The following is an 18,302-nucleotide window of genomic DNA, read 5'->3' as shown; positions in this document are numbered from 1 at the left end:
CGGTGCGCCGTTTTTTTATGCCTGCTTGATTATTCCTGGCGCAAACGGCGCTGGCGCACCGCCGCTGCCAGACCGTCCAGTACCTGCAGGCTGCTGTCCCAGTCGATGCAACCATCGGTTACCGACTGGCCATAGGTCAGCTCCTTGCCCGGCACCAGATCCTGACGCCCACCCACCAGGTTCGATTCGATCATCACGCCCACGATGCGATCGTCGCCGGCCGCGATCTGCGTGGCGATGTCGGCGCACACGGGCACCTGGTTCTCGGGCTTTTTCGAACTGTTGGCATGCGACGCGTCGATCATCAGGCGGCTGGCCAGGCCCAGTGCGGCGATCTGGCGGCAGGCTTCCTCGACGCTGGCGGCGTCGTAGTTCGGCGCCTTGCCGCCACGCAGGATGATGTGGCAATCCTCGTTGCCCGAGGTCGACACGATGGCCGAGTGGCCGCCCTTGGTCACCGACAGGAAATGGTGCGGCTGCGACGCGGCCTTGATCGCCTCGGTCGCGATCTTGATATTGCCGTCGGTGCCGTTCTTGAAACCGACCGGGCACGACAGGCCGGACGCCAGCTCGCGGTGCACCTGCGACTCGGTCGTGCGCGCGCCGATGGCGCCCCAGCTGATCAGGTCAGCGATGTACTGCGGGCTGATCACGTCGAGGAATTCGGTGCCGGCCGGCAGGCCCATCTCGTTGATGTCGCGCAGCAGCTCGCGCGCCATGCGCAGGCCATCATTGATGCGGAAGCTGTTGTCCATATACGGGTCGTTGATCAGGCCTTTCCAGCCCACCGTCGTGCGGGGCTTTTCAAAGTAGACCCGCATCACGATCTCGAGTTCACCGGCAAAGCGGCGGCGCTGTTCGACCAGCCGGCGCGCGTACTCGATCGCGGCCTTCGGGTCGTGGATCGAGCATGGCCCGATCACCACCATCAGGCGGTCGTCCTGGCCATGCAGGATGCGGTGCAGGTCGACACGCGCGCCGGCCGCGGTCTGCTCGGCCGCCGGGGTGACGGGGTACTCGCGGATCAGGTGCGAGGGTGGCGTCAGTTCCTTCATTTCACGGATGCGTAGGTCGTCGGTGCGGGGCATGCTGGACTCTCTTTCGTGCTCGGTTGAGTTTGGTTTTATACCGTCTGAAAATAAAAAAACCGCCATTGCTGGCGGTTTGTCTGGATGCTGCCGGGACTTTTACTGCGCGTACCCGCTGCTGTTCCACCGCCTGAGGCTGGAATGGCTAAAGTAAAAAAAGCGGGTAAAGAAAGCGTGGCGCATGATGTCGTCCGTGTTTGGTCAACTGACTATAACAACAACCCGCAAAACTTGGCAAGCCCTTTATCCGTCGATGACGGCTTGTACAGACAGCTTGTTACCGCATACCACAGCACTACAGGCTCAAGCCGTGCCGCCGACCGTCACGCCATCGATGCGCAGGGTCGGCTGGCCCACGCCCACCGGCACGCTCTGGCCTTCCTTGCCGCACACGCCCACGCCCGAATCCAGACGCATGTCGTTGCCGATCATCGAGATGCGGTTCATCACTTCGGGGCCATTGCCGATCAGCGTTGCACCCTTGACCGGATACGTGACCTTGCCGTCTTCGATCATGTAGGCCTCGCTGGCCGAAAACACGAACTTGCCGTTCGTGATGTCGACCTGGCCGCCGCCAAAGTTCACCGCATACAGGCCGTTCTTGACCGAGGCCAGGATTTCCTGCGGGTCCTTGTCGCCGGCGAGCATATAAGTATTGGTCATGCGCGGCATCGGCAGGTGCGCGAACGATTCGCGGCGCGCGTTGCCGGTGACGGGCATCTTCATCAGGCGCGCGTTCATCGTGTCCTGGATGTAGCCTTTCAGGATGCCGTCCTCGATCAGCGTCGTGCACTGGGTCGGATTGCCTTCGTCATCGACATTGAGCGAGCCGCGGCGGTCCTGCAGCGTGCCGTCGTCGACGATGGTGACGCCCTTGGCGGCGACGCGCTCGCCGATCATGCCGGCATATGACGACGAGCCTTTGCGGTTGAAGTCGCCCTCGAGGCCGTGGCCGACGGCTTCGTGCAGCAGCACGCCGGGCCAGCCCGGGCCCAGCACGATCGTCATCGGGCCGGCCGGCGCCGGCCGCGCTTCCAGGTTCACGCAAGCTGCCTTGACGGCATCGGTCGCATAGCGGTCGAGCACCTCGTCGGTAAAGTAACCATAGTCGAAGCGCCCGCCGCCGCCGGACGAACCCACTTCACGTCGCCCGTTCTGCTCGGCGATGACGGTCACCGACACGCGCACCAGCGGCCGGATATCGGCCGCCAATACGCCGTCGCTGCGCAGCACCAGCACGACATCGTATTCACCGGCCAGGCCCGCCATCACCTGCACCACACGCGGGTCTTTCGCGCGCGCCATCTTTTCGACGCGCTCGAGCAGCGTCACCTTGGCCGTCGCATCAAGCGAGGCCAGCGGATCGTTGGGCAGGTACAGCGAACGCCCGCCGCTGTGCTGGGTGCTGCGCGCGATCTTGATGCGCCCGGCGCCCTGGCGCCCGATCGTGCGCGTGGCGGCGGCAGCGTCCAGCAGCGCCTGTTCGGAAATCTCATCGGAATACGCGAACGCCGTCTTTTCACCCGACACGGCGCGTACGCCAACGCCCTGGTCGATCGAAAAGCTGCCGCTCTTGACGATGCCTTCTTCGAGACTCCAGCCTTCGCTCTTGGTGAACTGGAAGTACAGGTCGGCATAGTCGACCTTGTGCGTGAACATCGTCCCCAGCGCGCGCAGCAGCTTGTCTTCGTCCAGGCCGAATGGCGTCAGGAGGACGTCGCGGGCAACAGCGATGGAGGACAGGTTCGGTTCGAATGGCGTCATTGTGGGTCGATTCATGCGTTCGGTTGGAACGGGCATTGTGCCATATCCCGTTTATTCGCATCGCTGCGCCCGGTACAGGCGACGCCGGTTTTACATCTTCCGGTGCCGCAACGCCGGCAGGCTGTCGCGTACACCGCGCAGGAACGCCGGATCGAGTTCGCCCGCAATCACGCCCTCGCCTTCCGGCAGCACCGCCTTGACCTCGCCCCACGGGTCGACCAGCATGCTGTGGCCCCAAGTGCGGCGGCCATTCACGTGCATGCCGCCCTGGGCCGCAGCCAGCACATAGCACTGGTTCTCGATGGCGCGCGCCCGCAGCAGCACTTCCCAGTGCGCGCGGCCGGTGGTGTAGGTAAAGGCGGCGGGCACGATGATCAGTGCGCATTCGCCCATCGCGCGGTACAGCTCGGGAAAGCGCAGGTCGTAGCACACCGACAATCCGACGCGGCCGAACGGCGCATCGAACACGCCCACCGTATCGCCCGGCACGATGGTACGGGCCTCGTCGTACGATTCCGCACCCTTGTTGAAGCCGAACAGGTGGATCTTGTCGTAGCGGCTCATCGACACGCCCTGCGGGTCATACACGAGCGTGGTGTTGAGCACCTTGCCCGCGCTCGGCGAGACGATCGGCAGCGTGCCGCCGACCAGCCAGATGCCGTGCTCGCGCGCCAGTTCGGCCATGCATGCCTGGATCGGGCCGGCGCCCGGGTCTTCGGCCAGCGCCACCTTGTCGACATCGGTCATGCCCATGATCGGCCAGTACTCGGGCAAGGCCACGAGCGTGGCGCCCTTCCCGGCGGCCTCGGCCACGAGGCGGCGTACGGTGACCAGGTTGTCTTCAAGATCAGGAGTGGAAACCATCTGGATCGCGGCTACGGTCGTCATGTCATTCCTTGCTGGCGGTGGGGGCGGCTGGCGTGCTGACAGGGATATTGTCAGGTCCGTTGGGGATTTTGGTAATGGTCGGCGATTTCCACGGTCCTGTCACCTGCATCTGGTAGGTCAGCGCCTTCATCACCGGTGCGCGCAGGAACAGCTGGGCCAGATAGCCGCCCAGGCCCAGCACCGGATTGACGGCCAGGCCGTACACGAGCGGGCCGGTGCCCAGATTGAATTCCGGGATCACGACCACGCGCAGATTGGTCGACTCGTTGGCGATATCGGCCGTACCGTTCATCAGGACGGTCGCTGCCACGCCATGCATCCTGAGGTTATCGGTGCGCGCCACGCCGCGCGTGATCAGCGCGTTGGCCGTGATGCCGTCGAATGCCAGGCCATCGGAAAACACGTCATGAAAGTCGAGCTTGAGCAGGCGCGGCAGCGCTTGCAGACTGAGCACGCCCAGCAGCTTGGCCGCGCCCGGGTCCTGCTTGAGGAACTGGCCCGACTCCACGTTCATCTCGATCTGGCCCGACAGGCTCGGGATGTCCATCGCATACGGCAGGCCGGCCCATGAGATGTCACCGCGCAGGTAGCCGTTGCCGCGCCCGATCGTGTCCGGGAAGCCCACGCGGTCGAGCAGGCGCCCCGCATTGTCCATGTCGAGCGCGAAGTTCAGGCTGGTATTGCTCTTGCCATCCTTGGTCAGCCAGCGGCCCGACGCATTCAGCTTGCCATCGGGATTGCTCAGCGCCAGCCGGTCGATGCGCCACTCGCGCCCGGCCAGCGCCCGCACATTGCTGGCGTTCAGTTCCAGGCGCCCCAGGTTCTTGTTGAACAGCTCGAAGCGCTCGGCCACGATGTCGAGCGACGGAATGCTGGCCGTGGCGCCCTTGTTCGACTCGAGCAGGTCCTTGACCTCGGCTTCGGCCGATTCGGGGATCACGAGCGACGCCAGGCGCGCCGTGACCTTGCCCAGGCCGCTGGGCGTCTCGGCCCAGGTCAGATAGCCACTGGCCTGGCGCGAATGCAGGTTGGCGCGCCACGTGTCGCCCACATGGGTGGCGCCAATGACCACGTCGGCCATGCGCCGCTCGCCGACCGTCAGTTCGCTGACCCGGCCGGCTACCACCGCCGGCAGCACGTACTGGGTGACATCGGCGCCGCTGGCGGGGGTCGCATCCGCTGCCGGGGCAGCCGACTTGACGTCCATGCCGGCAATGGCGCGGCCCGCCGCCAGCCAGTGGTCGACGTTCAGTGCCTTCATGTCCAGGTGCACCATCAGGCCCTGATCCGGGCGCGGCGCCGGCACGTTGACGCCAATGCCGCCATGGGTCACGCGCCAGGCGCCCTTGCCCTGCTTTTCGCGTTCGTACCGCGCGGCCAGGCCCTGCCCCACGCCGACGCGGATGACATCGCGCGCCAGGCCCTCGACGGTCGGCTCGCCCTCGAGCACGAAGTGCAGGGGCAAGTTCGCGTCCTGCACCTTGTTCAGGGGCGCCGGCAGTTCGATGCCCAGTCCGGCCAGCGCCGAATCGATCGTGATCGTGCGATGCCCGGCCTTGACGACAATCTCGCCCCGATACGGCGTGCTGCCCGACAGGCGTTCGGCCAGGCGGCCCAGTGCCGGCACCGGTGCGGTGCGGCGCATGCCCTCGGCCGACAGCGTGCCGGCCAGCGTCACGCGCGTGCTGCCCTCGGGCGTCGTGCCACCGCCCACTGCCAGCGGCGCGCCCAGGAAATCGGCGCCGACGCCTTCCAGGCCAAAGCCGTGGTCGTGGAACGCGATCTTGCCATGGGCATTCTGCAGCGCCGGCAACTCGGGGAACAGCACCACGTCGTTGCCCTGCAACTGCAGACTGCCCTGCACTTTTGCTTCGTTCATGTGCGACAGCGGCAGGCGCAGCTTCAGGTCGAGCTTTGCGTTGCCGGTGCCCTGCGTGTCCTCGGTGAAGTGGCCGATCCAGCCCAGCACCGGCGTGGCGGCCACGTAGCGCAGGAATTCCTGCAGCGGCCCGGCGCCGGCGCCATCGATTTCCAGCATCATCTTGTCATGCGCGCCCAGGTCGGGGATCACGGCCTTGACGTTCGACAGCGCCACGCCCAGCGTGCGCAGGGTCTTGCCGTTGATTTCCATGCGCGCGCGGTCGAACACGATGCGCCCGTCGATCGCTTCGGCCAGCGGCCACAGCGGCGTGCCGTCCGGATGGCGGTGGCCAGGGGCATATTCGAGCCGCGCGCCGGCCAGGCGGCCGGCGACGCGGAATTCGCCGGTGTCGGCAGCCTTGAATGGAAACTGCGCGAGGTCGCCGCGCAGGCGCAGCGTGGTGTCGTGCAGCTGGCCGCCCTGCAGCGCGCCCACCAGCCAGTCGTGCAGGCCGTGTGGCGTGGCCAGCGGCAGGAAGGCGCCGATCCTGTTGATCGGGAACCCGTCGAGGCTGCCGGTGAAGTCGGCCGTCCCTGGCCCGTGGCCGGGCGTGAGCGGCATGGTGTGGCGGCCCGAGACCGAGCCCTTGAACGCGCCTTGCGCGAAGTCCAGGTCGTCGATATCGACCTGCAACTGCCGGCCCGCGTCAAACTGCCAGCGCGCATCCAGCACCAGGCGGTCGAACGGCATGCGCGGTTCGGCGAACCAGGCCGGCATATTCAAGGCAAATTGCTGCGAATCGAGCTTGACGCTGCCGGCGCGCTCGTTGGCGTCGATGCGGCCGCTCAGGTTTTCGAAGCCGGGCGTGGCGGGGCGCCCCGGGCGCGCAGCCTGGGCTTTGAGCGCCAGCCCGGCCACATCGCCGCGAATGCGCCAGCCCGTCACGCCGGGATAGCGCCCATCCCATTCGACGCGGACATCCTGCAACTGGCCGCGCGGCGCGTAATCGGCCAGCAGGCCGCGCTGCACGGGCGAGATCGGCAGGTACTGGGCCAGCGCCGCCAGCGCGCCGATATCGAGGCCCTGCGCGCGCAGCGTGCCTTGCTCGGGCTTGCCATCGGCGGCGGGCCGCCAGGTTTGTTCGAGCGTGGCCGGCGGCAAGGCGCGGCCATCGCGCGCCACCACCGTGAAATTGTCGAGCCGCAGCGCGTGGCCGTTCGCGCCGAAGGTGGGCTTGCCATCGCCTTTGCCGGTCAACAGTGTTTCACGCGCGCTCAGGCGGCCCGACACGCGCGCCAGTTGCAGCGGCGCGATGTCCGGGCCCAGGCGCGCATTCACGCCGGCCAGCGCCAGGTCGGCGGTGAAACCCGCCAGGCGGGCCTGGTCGACGTTGATCCAGGTGCGCAGCGAGCCACGGCCCCGTTCGAGCTGGATCGGATAATCGACGAAGCGCTTCCAGGCGCCCAGATCGACGTCGCGCAGGTCGGCGTACAGCTCGCCCTTCCAGCGCGTGACATCGGACGGCTGCTGGCCGAAGCGGTGCCGGAAGCGCGCGCGGATGTCGACCGGGCCGCCCAGCCGCGCCGGCGGCGTGGCCGTCAGCGCCAGGTGGTGCGCACCCCAGCGGTTGAGCAGCGCCAGCGTGACGCCCTGCAGCGCCAGCGGCGGCGTGCCGCGCAATTCGTCGAGCCAGTCGACGCGGCCATTGCGGATGACGATGTCGCGCTGGCGCAGCAGCCAGTCGGCGCCGGTGCCATTGCCCTGCTGCTGCTCGAGCCGCACGCCGGCCACGACCAGCACGCCGTCGCGGCCGCGCCGCACGGCCAGGCGCGGGCCGATGATTTCGAGCGACGCAAACCGGGGTTCGAGCGCGGCGATGCTCCACCAGCCGACCGTGGCGTTGACTTGCGGCAAGGCCAGTACTTGGCGGCCCCGGCGGTCGTGCAGGCGCACGTCGCGCAGCGACAACGCCGGGCGCATGCCATGCCAGGACGCCGCCAGCTGCGAGATCGTGACGCGGCTGCCGAGCGCATTGCCGGCCACGCGCTCGATGTCGCTCTTGTACAGGTCGATGTTGGGAAGGATGGCGTAGCGCAGCACCAGGAACAGCACGGCCAGCGCGAAATACACGATCAGCAGCAGCTTGACCGCAAAGCCCAGCACATGGTGCGAGGTCAGGTTCGCGAAGCGATAGCACGCGCGCAGCCGGCGCCAGCGTACGGCCAGCGGCCGGGACGCGGACGTCGCCTGCGGATCCGGGTTGTGCATCAAGGTGCTAATAACAAAGGCTCGCCGAAAAATGTACAGCTCAAAAAAACAGGTCGCTTGCGTGCGTTGCGGCGTCTACCTTACCATCGGTGCTGACCCGGGCAGCAGCGACGGCCTGTTAGCGGGCCATTTTAACGCATCGACTGCCTGCCGGCCCCGACTAATGGCCTATTGAAACGGCCATCCATCGCGTTTCCCAGGATCAACGATGACCGAAGTTTCCGCTGCACCACAGCCTGTCCCATCCACCGTTCCTGTCACCGCGTCGCGTTTCGTCGCGCGCTGGCTGGGCGCCGCGCCCGAGCGCGCAGAACAGCTCGCCAGCCTGTCCGCCGCATCGCTGGCCGACGCCGATTTCCGCGCGTTGCTGGAGGGCGAACTGGCCAAAGGATTGCCACTCGAGCGCGCGATGCGCCGGGTGCGCAACCTGTTGATCTCGACCATCGTTGCGCGCGATCTCGGCGGCCAGGCCGACCTCGATGAAGTCGTCACCGCGATGACGGACTTTGCTGACTTCGCGATCCAGACCCATGTGGCCAGCCTGATGGCCGAACTGGTCGCGGCGCACGGAATGCCGGTGGGCGAGGATTCGGGCCGCCCGCAGCACCTGATCGTGCTGGCCATGGGCAAGCAGGGTGGCGGCGAACTCAATGTATCGTCGGATATCGACCTGATCTTCGTGTACCCGGAAGACGGCGACACGGCCGCCGAGGCCGGCCAGCGCCAGCTGTCGAACCACGAATTCTTCATCCGTCTCGGGCGCCGCCTGAGCGCGGCCTTGTCCGAAGTGATCGAGGACGGCTTCGTGTTTCGGGTCGACATGGCGCTGCGCCCCAACGGCAAGTCGGGCCCGCTGGCAGCCAGCTTCGGCATGGTCGAGGAATACCTGATCGTCCAGGGCCGCGAATGGGAGCGCTATGCGTGGGTCAAGGCACGCGCCGTCACGGGCGAGCCGGACGACATCGCGGCGCTGGACGCGATCGTGCAGCCGTTCATCTTCCGGCGCTACCTGGACTTCGGCGTGATCGACGCGATCCGCACGATGCACGCGCAGATCCGCGCCGAGGTGAAACGCCAGGAGCGCCTGCATCCCGAGCGCAGCCACAACGTCAAGCTGGGCCGTGGCGGCATCCGCGAGATCGAGTTTCTGGCGCAAGTCTTCCAGCTGATCCGCGGCGGGCGCGATCCGGCGCTGCGCGAGCGCTCCACGCGCAAGACGCTGCTGCTGCTGGCCGAGCGTGAGCTATTGACGGTCGACACCGTCGAACGCCTGCTGGCGGCCTACACCTTCCTGCGCAACCTCGAACACCGCCTGCAATACCTCGAAGACGCCCAGACCCACACGCTGCCGGCGAGCGAAGACGACCGCCTGACCGTGGCGCAGATGATGGGTTGCCCCGATGAAGCCACGCTTCTGGCGCTGCTGGAAGAGCAGCGCACCTATGTCGCGCAGCAGTTCGACGCCATCTTTGCCGACAAGGAAGCGCCCGACCAGGATCCCGACGCGCCGGCGCTGGTCGACGACCTGGACAACCTCGACGCGCTGACTGAGCGCCTGGCCGGGCTGGGCTTCAACGACACGCGCGCCGCCGCCGGCCGCCTGACCACCACGCTGCAGGGCGCGCGCCTGACCAGCCTGCCCGACTTCAGCCGCGTGCGCCTGCTGGCGCTGGTCGAGGCCGCCCTGCCCCTGATCGCCACCGTCGTGAAGGATGCCGGCATGGGCAGCCACGCCGCCACGCTGGGGCGCCTGCTCGACCTGTTCGAGGCCATCGCGCGCCGCTCGGCCTATCTGGCGCTGCTGACCGAATATCCGCACACGCTCGAGCGCGTGATCCGCATGATCAATGCCAGCGGCTGGGCTGCCACGTTCCTGACCCAGCACCCGATCCTGCTCGACGAGTTGCTGGACGACCGCAACGCCGGCGCCGAAGCGCTGCCGCAACTGGCGGCCACCCTGGATACGCAGCTGACCGACGCTGCCGGCGACACCGAGCGCCAGCTCGACATCCTGCGCGAGACGCACCATGCGCAACTGTTTCGCCTGCTGGCGCTGGACCTGGCCGGCGAACTGTCGGTCGAGCACCTGGCCGACCACCTGTCGGCGCTGGCCGACACCATCGTCGGCGCGGTGGTCACGCACGCCTGGCGCGCGGTCAATGGCCGCCACCGCGAGGTGCCGCGCTTTGCCGTTATCGCCTACGGCAAGCTGGGCGGCAAGGAGCTGGGCTATGTGTCCGACCTGGATGTGATCTTCCTGTACGAGGACGACGACGGCGACGCGCCGCCCCTGTACGCCCGGCTGGCCCAGCGCTTCATCACCTGGATGACGGCGCCCACGCCGGCCGGCATCCTGTTCGACATCGACATCGCCCTGCGTCCGGACGGCGCCAGCGGCATGCTGGTGTCGTCCATCGCTGCCTTCGAGCGCTACCAGAGCGAGGCGGCCTGGGTCTGGGAGCACCAGGCGCTGACGCGGGCGCGCTTTTGCGCCGGCGACGCCGCCATCGGCGCGCGCTTTGAAGCGATCCGCGAACAGGTGCTGCGCAAGGACCGCTCTGACCAGGCAGCGGTGCTGAAGAACGAGGTCGTGCAGATGCGCGCACGCATGCATGACGCGAACCTGAACCGCAGCACCCAGTTCGACCTCAAGCAGGATGCGGGCGGCATGATCGACATCGAGTTCATCGTGCAATACCTGGTGCTGCGCCACGCACACACCTACCCGCAGCTGACCGCCAACGTCGGCAACATCGCCCTGCTGCACCTGTGCGGCGAACTGGGCCTGATCGACGCGGCCCTGGCCAGCCAGGTTGCTGCTGCGTATCGCGCGATGCGCAAGCTGCAGCACAGCGTGCGGCTGCAGGGGCACGACAAGACCCGGGTCGATCCGGCCCAGGTGGGCGCCCATCCCGACAGCGTACTGCGCCTGTGGCACGCCTGTTTTACCGATTGATTCCATGCGCACCACCCTGGTGCGCATGGTTTTTCTCTGCACTACCTCCATCCAGAAGCAGTATTGATTGCACCCCAAAAGCACATGAAAACTGCTGACTTTTTAGTCAATTAATTTCTTTTTGTTAACTGTTGTATTTGCAACAGAAATGCCCTCCTGACATATTGACACCCGTTAATACCGAATGGTTTGATACCTGAGGGGTATGCACGTCCAACAAAAAGTATTGGCATTTGTTGAACACGCCTCAGTTTGCCGATCAATCATAAGACTGCCCCGCAGCACGGGGCTCAGGATGGAGAGCACATGCAACAACGTACCAAGATCGCACTCGCCGTGACGCTGGCGCTGACGTCGATGACCGCCATCGCACAAGAGACCTTGCAACGCGTCGAGGTGACCGGTTCCCGCATTCGCCAGGTCGACCTGGAAACGGCGCAGCCGGTCCAGGTGATGAGCCAGGAACAGATCCAGAAGAGTGGCCTGGTGACCGTGGGTGACATCATCAACAGCATGTCGTCGGCCGGTGTACCGGCCTTCTCGCGCGGTTCGTCGCTGGGCGCGAGCCGCGAACAGGGCGGCCAGTTCCTCGACATGCGCAACCTGGGCGCGCAGCGCCTCCTGGTGCTGGTCGATGGCAAGCGCTGGACCCAGTCGGTCAGCGGCTACACCGACATGTCGACGATCCCGTCGGCACTGATCGAGCGCGTCGAAATCCTGAAGGATGGCGCCTCGTCGATCTACGGTTCGGATGCGATCTCGGGTGTGGTCAACATCATCCTGAAGAAAACCATGCAGGGCGGCCAGGTCAGCGTCTACCACGGCCAGAACGAAGAAAACGACGGCAAGACCAAGGATTACTCGGTTACCTACGGCGCCGGCGACGACAAGGCGTCGCTGCTGTTCGGCCTGACCCATACCGACCAGGGAGGCGTCTGGGCGCGCACGCGCGACATCACCGCCTCGACGAATGGCCCGACGCGGCCGAATTCGGCGCTGGGCAGCGGCCCGTGGGGCCGTATCCGCCAGGTCAGCCCGACCGGCGCCGTGACCGGCTTTGACCGCGTGCTGAACCATACCGGCGGTCCGCTGGGTGATGGCGTGGGCCAGGACGCGCGCAATCCGGCCAACTACCATCCCTTCACCAATGCGCCGGCCGACCTGTTCAACTCGACCAGCCAGATGCACTTCCTGACGCCCACCAAGCTGACCTCGATCTTCGTCAAGGGCGAAGTCGAACTGCCGGCCAATATGCGCTTCAAGACCACCGCGATGTACGCCGATCGCACATCGTCACGTCAGGTTGCCGGCTATCCGCTGAGCTCGACCTCGCAGTCCCGCTTCCCGGTGTATGTCGACAAGGACAGCTACTACAACCCATACGGCAACTCGGTGGCCGGCGCAGGCAACGGTCAGGACCTGTTCTTCTACCGCCGCACGATCGAAGTGCCGCGCGTGACCGACAACAGCAACCGCAGCCTGCACATCGATGCCGCGCTCGAAGGCGAATTTACGCTGCGCACGCTGCCGTGGAACTGGAGCATCGGCTACAACCACAACACGGTCGATGGCCTGGTCAGCGGCTACGGCGACCTGAACCTCATCAACCTCAAGCGCGCCCTCGGCCCGTCGTTCCGCAATGCGGCCGGCGTGGTCCAGTGCGGCACCGCCGCCGCGCCGATCGGCCTGGGCGAATGCACCCCGTGGAACATCCTGGGCGGCCCGTCGGCCTCGACCCCGGAAGCGCTCGACTACGTGATGTCGACCGCCCAGGCGACCTACAGCTCGGTCGTCAACAGCGCCACGGCCGACATCAGCGGCGAACTGTTCACGCTGCCAGCCGGCGCGGTCGGCATCGCCGGCGGCATCGAGCACCGCGAAGTGCGTGGCGACGACGTACCGGGCCAGTTCGAACGCTCGGGCTACTCGTCGAGCCTGGCCGGCAATCCGACCTATGGCCGCTACACGGTGCGCGAAGCCTACCTGGAAGCAAACATCCCGCTGCTCAAGGACGTGCCGTTTGCCCAGCTGCTGAGCGTCAACCTGGCGTCGCGCTACTCGGACTACTCGAACTTCGGCTCGACCACCAACAGCAAGGCCAGCTTCATGTGGAAGCCGGTGCGTGACCTGCTCACGCGCGGCACCTACGCCGAAGGCTTCCGCGCCCCGACGCTGGGCGACACGTTCGGCGGCGGCTCGCAGACCTTCGCCAGCTACCTCGACGCCTGCGACAGCGTCGTCGGCGAAGCGGCCGTCAACCCGGCCGTGGCCCAGCGCTGCGCGGCGCGCGGCGTGCCTGCCGGCTTCCGCCAGAAGAACCAGACGGGCGCGAACGTGCCTGCCACAGGCGGCCAGACCCCGTTCCCGTTTACGACCGGCGCCGGCAACAGCTTCCTGCTGCCGGAAACGGCCAAGACCCGCACGCTGGGCCTGGTCCTGAGTCCGTCGAGCGTGCCGGGCCTGTCGGTCTCGGTCGACTGGTTCAACATCAAGATCGACAACCTGATCACGGGCGTGTCGGCCACCGACACGATTGAGGAATGCTTCCTGTACAACGTGGAAAACTTCTGCTCGCTGATCACGCGTGACGCCAGCGGCCAGGTCGTCGATCTGCAGATCGGCAACACCAACCGCGGCAAGGTCGAGACCGAAGGCGTCGACGTGGCGATCAGCTACCGCCTGCCGCGCACGGCCTGGGGCCAGTTCGGCATCCGCAGCGAAACGACCTACACGGACACGTACAAGCAGCAATCGACCCCGGATTCGGAATGGGTCGAATACGCCGGCGAATACGACACGTTCCGCGTCAAGTCGAACACGTCGCTCGACTGGAGCATGGGCAACTGGAGCGCGACCTTCACGGCCCGCTTCTTCAGCAGCCAGAAGAACCGTTGCTTCTCGCTGACCCTGCCGGGCGAATGCTCGGACCCGACCGCCAAGACCAGCTGGGGCACGGGCTATACCCGCGCCAAGGAGATGTGGTACGGCGACCTGTCGATCGGCTATGCACTGCCATGGAACGCCAAGCTGCTGCTCGGCGCGAACAATATCTTCGACAAGAAACCGGTCATCAACTACAGCGCAGGCTCGGCGACCGGCGGCAACTCGTCGTCGTCGTCGGTCAGCCCGGAATTGCCGATCGATCGCTTCGTCTACGTGCGCTACAACCAGGCGTTCTAAGTACTAACCACACAAACCGCAATTTAATTGCGCGAAAAGCCCGACCGGCGCAAGCCGGGCGGGCTTTTTTGCATTCAGCCAAACTTAGATCAGCAAGTAACCACGCAGTCAATTACATGTGGCATTGAAAATCCGTAAATACACATTTCTGCAACAAAACTGTCACATTCTTCCCCTTCTGGTGCGTATGCATTGACAGTGAAGCGCCCCGAATGGTTTTATTGCTGACTTGAAAAGTCGTTTAACCAAATTAGTTGGCGTTTTTCAGCGAGTCGCCCCGCGACATTTTTCGGTGGCAGGTCCTTACCCAGGTCCCGCCGCGCATACACCCCTAGGAGTTCTGCAACATGATGGAAACACTCTTGTCCCGTTCGGTCCGCGCTATCTGCCTCGGCGGTATGACCCTTGGCATGACCGCTGCGATCGCGCAGGAAGTCGCTGCGCCACAGCGCGTTGAAGTGACCGGTTCGCGTATTCGCCAGGTTGACCTGGAAACGGCTCAGCCGATCCAGATCCTGAACCAGGAACAGATCCAGAAGACCGGTCTGGTGACCGTCGGTGACGTCCTGAACAACCTGTCGTCGGCAGGCGCACCGGACTTCTCGCGTTCGGGCTCGCTGACGTCGAACACCGAAGCTGGCGGCCAGTACGTCAGCCTGCGTAACCTGGGCGCGAACCGCCTGCTGGTGCTGGTTGACGGCAAGCGCTGGACCCAGACCGTTGCCGGCTACACCGACTTGTCGACCATCCCGTCGGCAATGATCGAGCGCATGGAAATCCTGAAGGATGGCGCATCGTCGATCTACGGTTCGGACGCAATCGCAGGCGTGATCAACATCATCCTGAAAAAGAACATGCAGGGCGGCCAGCTGTCGATCTACAACGGTCAGAACGAAAAGAATGACGGCAAGAACAAAGACTACTCGCTGACCTACGGCGCAGGCGACGACAAGGCATCGCTGATGTTTGGCCTGTCGCACACCGAACAAGGTCGTGTCGGCACCCAGACCCGTGACATCACCCGTTTCCAGAACGGTCCGGCACACCCGTTTGACGGCCTGGGCGCAGGTCCATGGGGTCGTATCGCTCCGGTCAATCCAGCCAACGGCGGCGCACTCACCAGCGCTGCTGCTGGCGGCTTCAACCGCTACCTGAACCACACCGGTTCGTTCGACGGTTCCGGCGTGGGCGCAGATTCGCGCAACCCGGCCAACTATCACACGAACTCGTCGGCAATCCAGGAAGACAAGTACAACAGCACCCAGGACATGGACCTGCTGTCGCCGAACAAGCTCGATACGCTGTTCGTCAAAGGCGAGATCGCTCTGCCAAAAGACATGCGCCTGAAGACCACTGCGATGTACTCGCAGCGTCAGTCGCTGCGTCAGATCGCCGGCTATCCGCTGCAGTCGACGTCGCAGAACAACTACAAGGTCTATGTCGACAAGGACAGCTACTACAACCCGTACGGCAACCAGGTTGCCGGCGCCGGTCTTGGCCAGGATCTGTTCTTCCAGCGTCGTACCATCGAGCTGCCACGCGTCACCGACAATGAAAACCGCACCCTGCACATCGATGCCGCCCTCGAAGGCGACTTCACGGTCCGGGATCTGGCGTGGAACTGGAGCGTTGGTTACAACCACAACAAGGTTTCGGGTACCGCAACCGACACCGGCAACATCAACCTGCTGAACCTGAAGCAAGCCCTCGGCCCATCCTTCATGAACGCTTCGGGCGTCGTCCAGTGCGGCACCGCGGCAAACCCGATCGGCCTGGCATCGTGCACCCCGTTCAACATCCTGGGTGGCCCATCGGCATCGACCCCGGAAGCGCTGGCATTCGTCAACACGACCGGCACCAAGACCTACGGCTCGACCATCAACAGCGCAGTTGCTGACCTGGCCGGCGAACTGTTCCAGCTGCCAGCAGGCGCAGTCGGCCTGGCAGTCGGCCTGGAACACCGCGAAGTCAAGGGTTCGGACGTTCCTGACCAGTTCTCGCAGTCGGGCTACTCGACCAACCTGTCGGGTCAGGCAACCTACGGCCGCTACACCGTGCGTGAAGCGTATGCCGAGCTGAACATCCCAGTCCTGAAGGCACAGCCATTCGCAGAACTGCTGAGCTTCAACCTGGCGACCCGTCACTCGGACTACAGCAACTTCGGCGTGACCAACAACAGCAAGGCCAGCTTCATGTACAAGCCGGTCAAGGACGTGCTGTTCCGCGGTACCTGGGCTGAAGGCTTCCGCGCCCCAACCCTGGACGATATCGCCGGCGGCGGTTCGCAGTCGTTCGACACCTTCACCGACCCATGCGACACCCGCTTCGGTGAAGCTGCTCGCAACCCTGCAGTGCAGGCACGTTGCGCCACCGGCTTCGGCGGCGTCACCGGCACCCCGGTCAACTACCGTCAGCTGCAGCAGGCTGGTGGCGCGATCACCAGCGCCAGCGGCACCCAATCGCTGGTCGCTTTCAACAGCGGCGCTGGTAACGAGTTCCTGACCCCGGAAACCGCAGTCACCAAGACCATCGGCTTCGTCTACAGCCCATCGTTCGTGCCTGGCCTGTCGGTTGGTCTGGACTGGTACAACATCAAGATCGACAACCGCATCACCGCAATCGGTGCTGAATACGTCGTCGACGAGTGCTACATCCAGGGCAATGCGAACTTCTGTAACTCGCTGCGTCGCGATCCTGCCAACGGTAACCTGACGGCCCTGTCGCGCGGCAACGCCAACCTGGGCGAGATGGAAACCGAAGGTCTGGACCTGGCAATTTCGTACCGCCTGCCACGTACTGCCTACGGCCAGTTCGGCTTCCGCAACGAAACGTCGTACACCGACAAGTTCCGTACCCGCAGCGGTGCTGATCAGGACTGGGCAGAGTACGTCGGTGACTACTTCTACAACCGCGTCAAGTCGAACACGTCGATCGACTGGTCGCTGGGTAACTGGAACGCAACCTGGGGCTTCCGTTACTACAGCCCGGTCAAGGACCAGTGCTGGGATGTTGAAGCGCTCATCGAGTGCAACATGCCAAACGTTGAGACCGCTTCGTTCGGTACCGGCGCCAACAAGCTGGGTTCGGTCACGATTCACGACCTGAGCGTTGGTTACAAGACCTCGTGGGATGGCCGCTTCCTGTTCGGTATCAACAACGTCTTCGACAAGTCGCCACGTATCGTCTACAGCAGCCAGGCATCGGCTTCGAAGATCGACGCAGACCAGCTGCTCGACCGCTTCTTCTACGTCCGCTACACCCAGAACTTCTAATGGACCGGGGTCGCAAGACCCTGTCCTGAAGTCCTGACCAATGCCCGCCCGGCCCAGCCTGGCGGGCATTTTTACATCCCTGCCCTGCCCGTCCGGCGCCGACGCGGTATCATGGCGGTTTGCCTGCGGCGCTGCCGCTTGACTCCCTCCCCGTATGACCATCAAACTCAAGAACGACAAAGACATCGCCAAGATGCGTGTGGCCGGCCGCATGGCTGCCGAAGTGCTGGACATGATCAAGGAATTCGTCGTGCCCGGCGTCTCCACCGAAGAACTCGACCGCCGCTGCCACGACTATATCCGCAAGGTGCAGAAGGCCACGCCGGCCAATATCGGTTACCACGGCTTCCCGAAAACCCTGTGCACGTCGATCAATGGCGTGGTCTGCCACGGCATCCCGAGCGAGAAGGACATCCTCAAGGACGGCGACATCGTCAATATCGACGTGACCGTGATCAAGGATGGCTGGCACGGTGACACGAGCCGGATGTACTTTGCCGGCACGCCGTCACCCGAAGCGAAGAAGCTGGTGGAGGTCACCTATGACGCCATGATGGCGGGCATTCGCGCCGTCGGCCCGGGCGCGCGCCTGGGCGACGTCGGCCATGCGATCCAGACGCTGGCCGAAGGCGCCGGCTTCTCGGTCGTGCGTGACTACTGCGGCCACGGCATCGGCCGCGTCTACCACGAAGAACCGCAGGTGCTGCACTACGGCCGCAAGAACACGGGCCTGTTGCTGAAGGAAGGCATGACCTTCACGGTCGAGCCGATGATCAATATGGGTGAAGATGACGTGATCCAGCTCGACGACGGCTGGACCGTGATGACGCGCGACGGTTCGCTGTCGGCGCAGTGGGAACACATGCTGGTGGTGACCAAGAATGGCGCCGAGATCCTGACGCCCTGGCCGGACAAACGCTGACCGGCAGCCGCTGAGGCCACAACGGACAAGGGCCGGAACCGCATGCGGTTCCGGCCCTTTTTCTTACCCGCCAGGCCAGGCCGGGTAAGGATCGTCGTGGATG

Annotated in this window: 8 protein-coding genes; 4 read left to right on the top strand and 4 right to left on the bottom strand. The window is 65.0% G+C overall.

What is annotated here, in order from left to right:
* Positions 1-29: 29 nt before the first annotated feature.
* The 4 genes from aroG to IFU00_14500 all read right to left on the bottom strand — a co-directional run bounded on the left by aroG (position 30) and on the right by IFU00_14500 (position 7,869).
* Positions 30-1,088: a 3-deoxy-7-phosphoheptulonate synthase AroG gene (gene aroG, locus IFU00_14515; protein MBD8543495.1), complete on the bottom strand. Its 1,059-nt coding sequence runs from the start codon at positions 1,086-1,088 to the stop codon at positions 30-32.
* Positions 1,089-1,391: 303 nt separating this feature from the next.
* Positions 1,392-2,852: a metalloprotease TldD gene (gene tldD, locus IFU00_14510; protein ID MBD8543494.1), complete on the bottom strand. Its 1,461-nt coding sequence runs from the start codon at positions 2,850-2,852 to the stop codon at positions 1,392-1,394.
* Between the two features lie 90 nt (positions 2,853-2,942).
* Positions 2,943-3,740: a carbon-nitrogen hydrolase family protein gene (locus IFU00_14505; protein ID MBD8543493.1), complete on the bottom strand. Its 798-nt coding sequence runs from the start codon at positions 3,738-3,740 to the stop codon at positions 2,943-2,945.
* Between the two features lies 1 nt (position 3,741).
* Positions 3,742-7,869 carry a TIGR02099 family protein gene (locus IFU00_14500; protein MBD8543492.1) on the bottom strand — a complete coding sequence of 1,376 codons (4,128 nt, stop codon included), beginning with the start codon at positions 7,867-7,869 and terminating at the stop codon, positions 3,742-3,744.
* Positions 7,870-8,077: 208 nt separating this feature from the next.
* Between IFU00_14500 and glnE the strand changes: the two genes are divergently transcribed.
* The 4 genes from glnE to map all read left to right on the top strand — a co-directional run bounded on the left by glnE (position 8,078) and on the right by map (position 18,199).
* A complete protein-coding gene (gene glnE / locus IFU00_14495; GenBank protein MBD8543491.1) occupies positions 8,078-10,825 on the top strand; it encodes a bifunctional [glutamate--ammonia ligase]-adenylyl-L-tyrosine phosphorylase/[glutamate--ammonia-ligase] adenylyltransferase in 2,748 nt (915 codons plus the stop codon).
* Between the two features lie 306 nt (positions 10,826-11,131).
* The gene (locus IFU00_14490; protein ID MBD8543490.1) at positions 11,132-14,005 is read left to right on the top strand and encodes a TonB-dependent receptor; all 2,874 of its coding nucleotides are present in this window, start codon (positions 11,132-11,134) and stop codon (positions 14,003-14,005) included.
* 347 nt (positions 14,006-14,352) lie between these two features.
* Positions 14,353-17,277, top strand: a complete 2,925-nt coding sequence (locus IFU00_14485) for a TonB-dependent receptor (protein ID MBD8543489.1) — start codon at positions 14,353-14,355, stop codon at positions 17,275-17,277.
* A gap of 154 nt (positions 17,278-17,431) precedes the next feature.
* Positions 17,432-18,199 (top strand): type I methionyl aminopeptidase, encoded by a 768-nt coding sequence (map, locus tag IFU00_14480; protein ID MBD8543488.1) that lies wholly within the window; start codon positions 17,432-17,434, stop codon positions 18,197-18,199.
* Positions 18,200-18,302: the final 103 nt, after the last annotated feature.

The organism is Oxalobacteraceae sp. CFBP 8761, from assembly GCA_014841595.1.
Classification (GTDB): domain Bacteria; phylum Pseudomonadota; class Gammaproteobacteria; order Burkholderiales; family Burkholderiaceae_D; genus Telluria.
The sequence above is the reverse complement of the archived record's forward strand: the minus strand, read 5'-3'. Positions and strand labels throughout refer to the sequence as shown.

Coding starts and splice junctions, on each gene's coding strand:
- tldD (MBD8543494.1), bottom strand. CDS start 2,852: ATGACGCCATTCGAACCGAACCTGTCCTCCATCGCTGTTGCCCGCGAC.
- IFU00_14500 (MBD8543492.1), bottom strand. CDS start 7,869: ATGCACAACCCGGATCCGCAGGCGACGTCCGCGTCCCGGCCGCTGGCC.
- aroG (MBD8543495.1), bottom strand. CDS start 1,088: ATGCCCCGCACCGACGACCTACGCATCCGTGAAATGAAGGAACTGACG.
- map (MBD8543488.1), top strand. CDS start 17,432: ATGACCATCAAACTCAAGAACGACAAAGACATCGCCAAGATGCGTGTG.
- IFU00_14490 (MBD8543490.1), top strand. CDS start 11,132: ATGCAACAACGTACCAAGATCGCACTCGCCGTGACGCTGGCGCTGACG.
- glnE (MBD8543491.1), top strand. CDS start 8,078: ATGACCGAAGTTTCCGCTGCACCACAGCCTGTCCCATCCACCGTTCCT.
- IFU00_14505 (MBD8543493.1), bottom strand. CDS start 3,740: ATGACGACCGTAGCCGCGATCCAGATGGTTTCCACTCCTGATCTTGAA.
- IFU00_14485 (MBD8543489.1), top strand. CDS start 14,353: ATGATGGAAACACTCTTGTCCCGTTCGGTCCGCGCTATCTGCCTCGGC.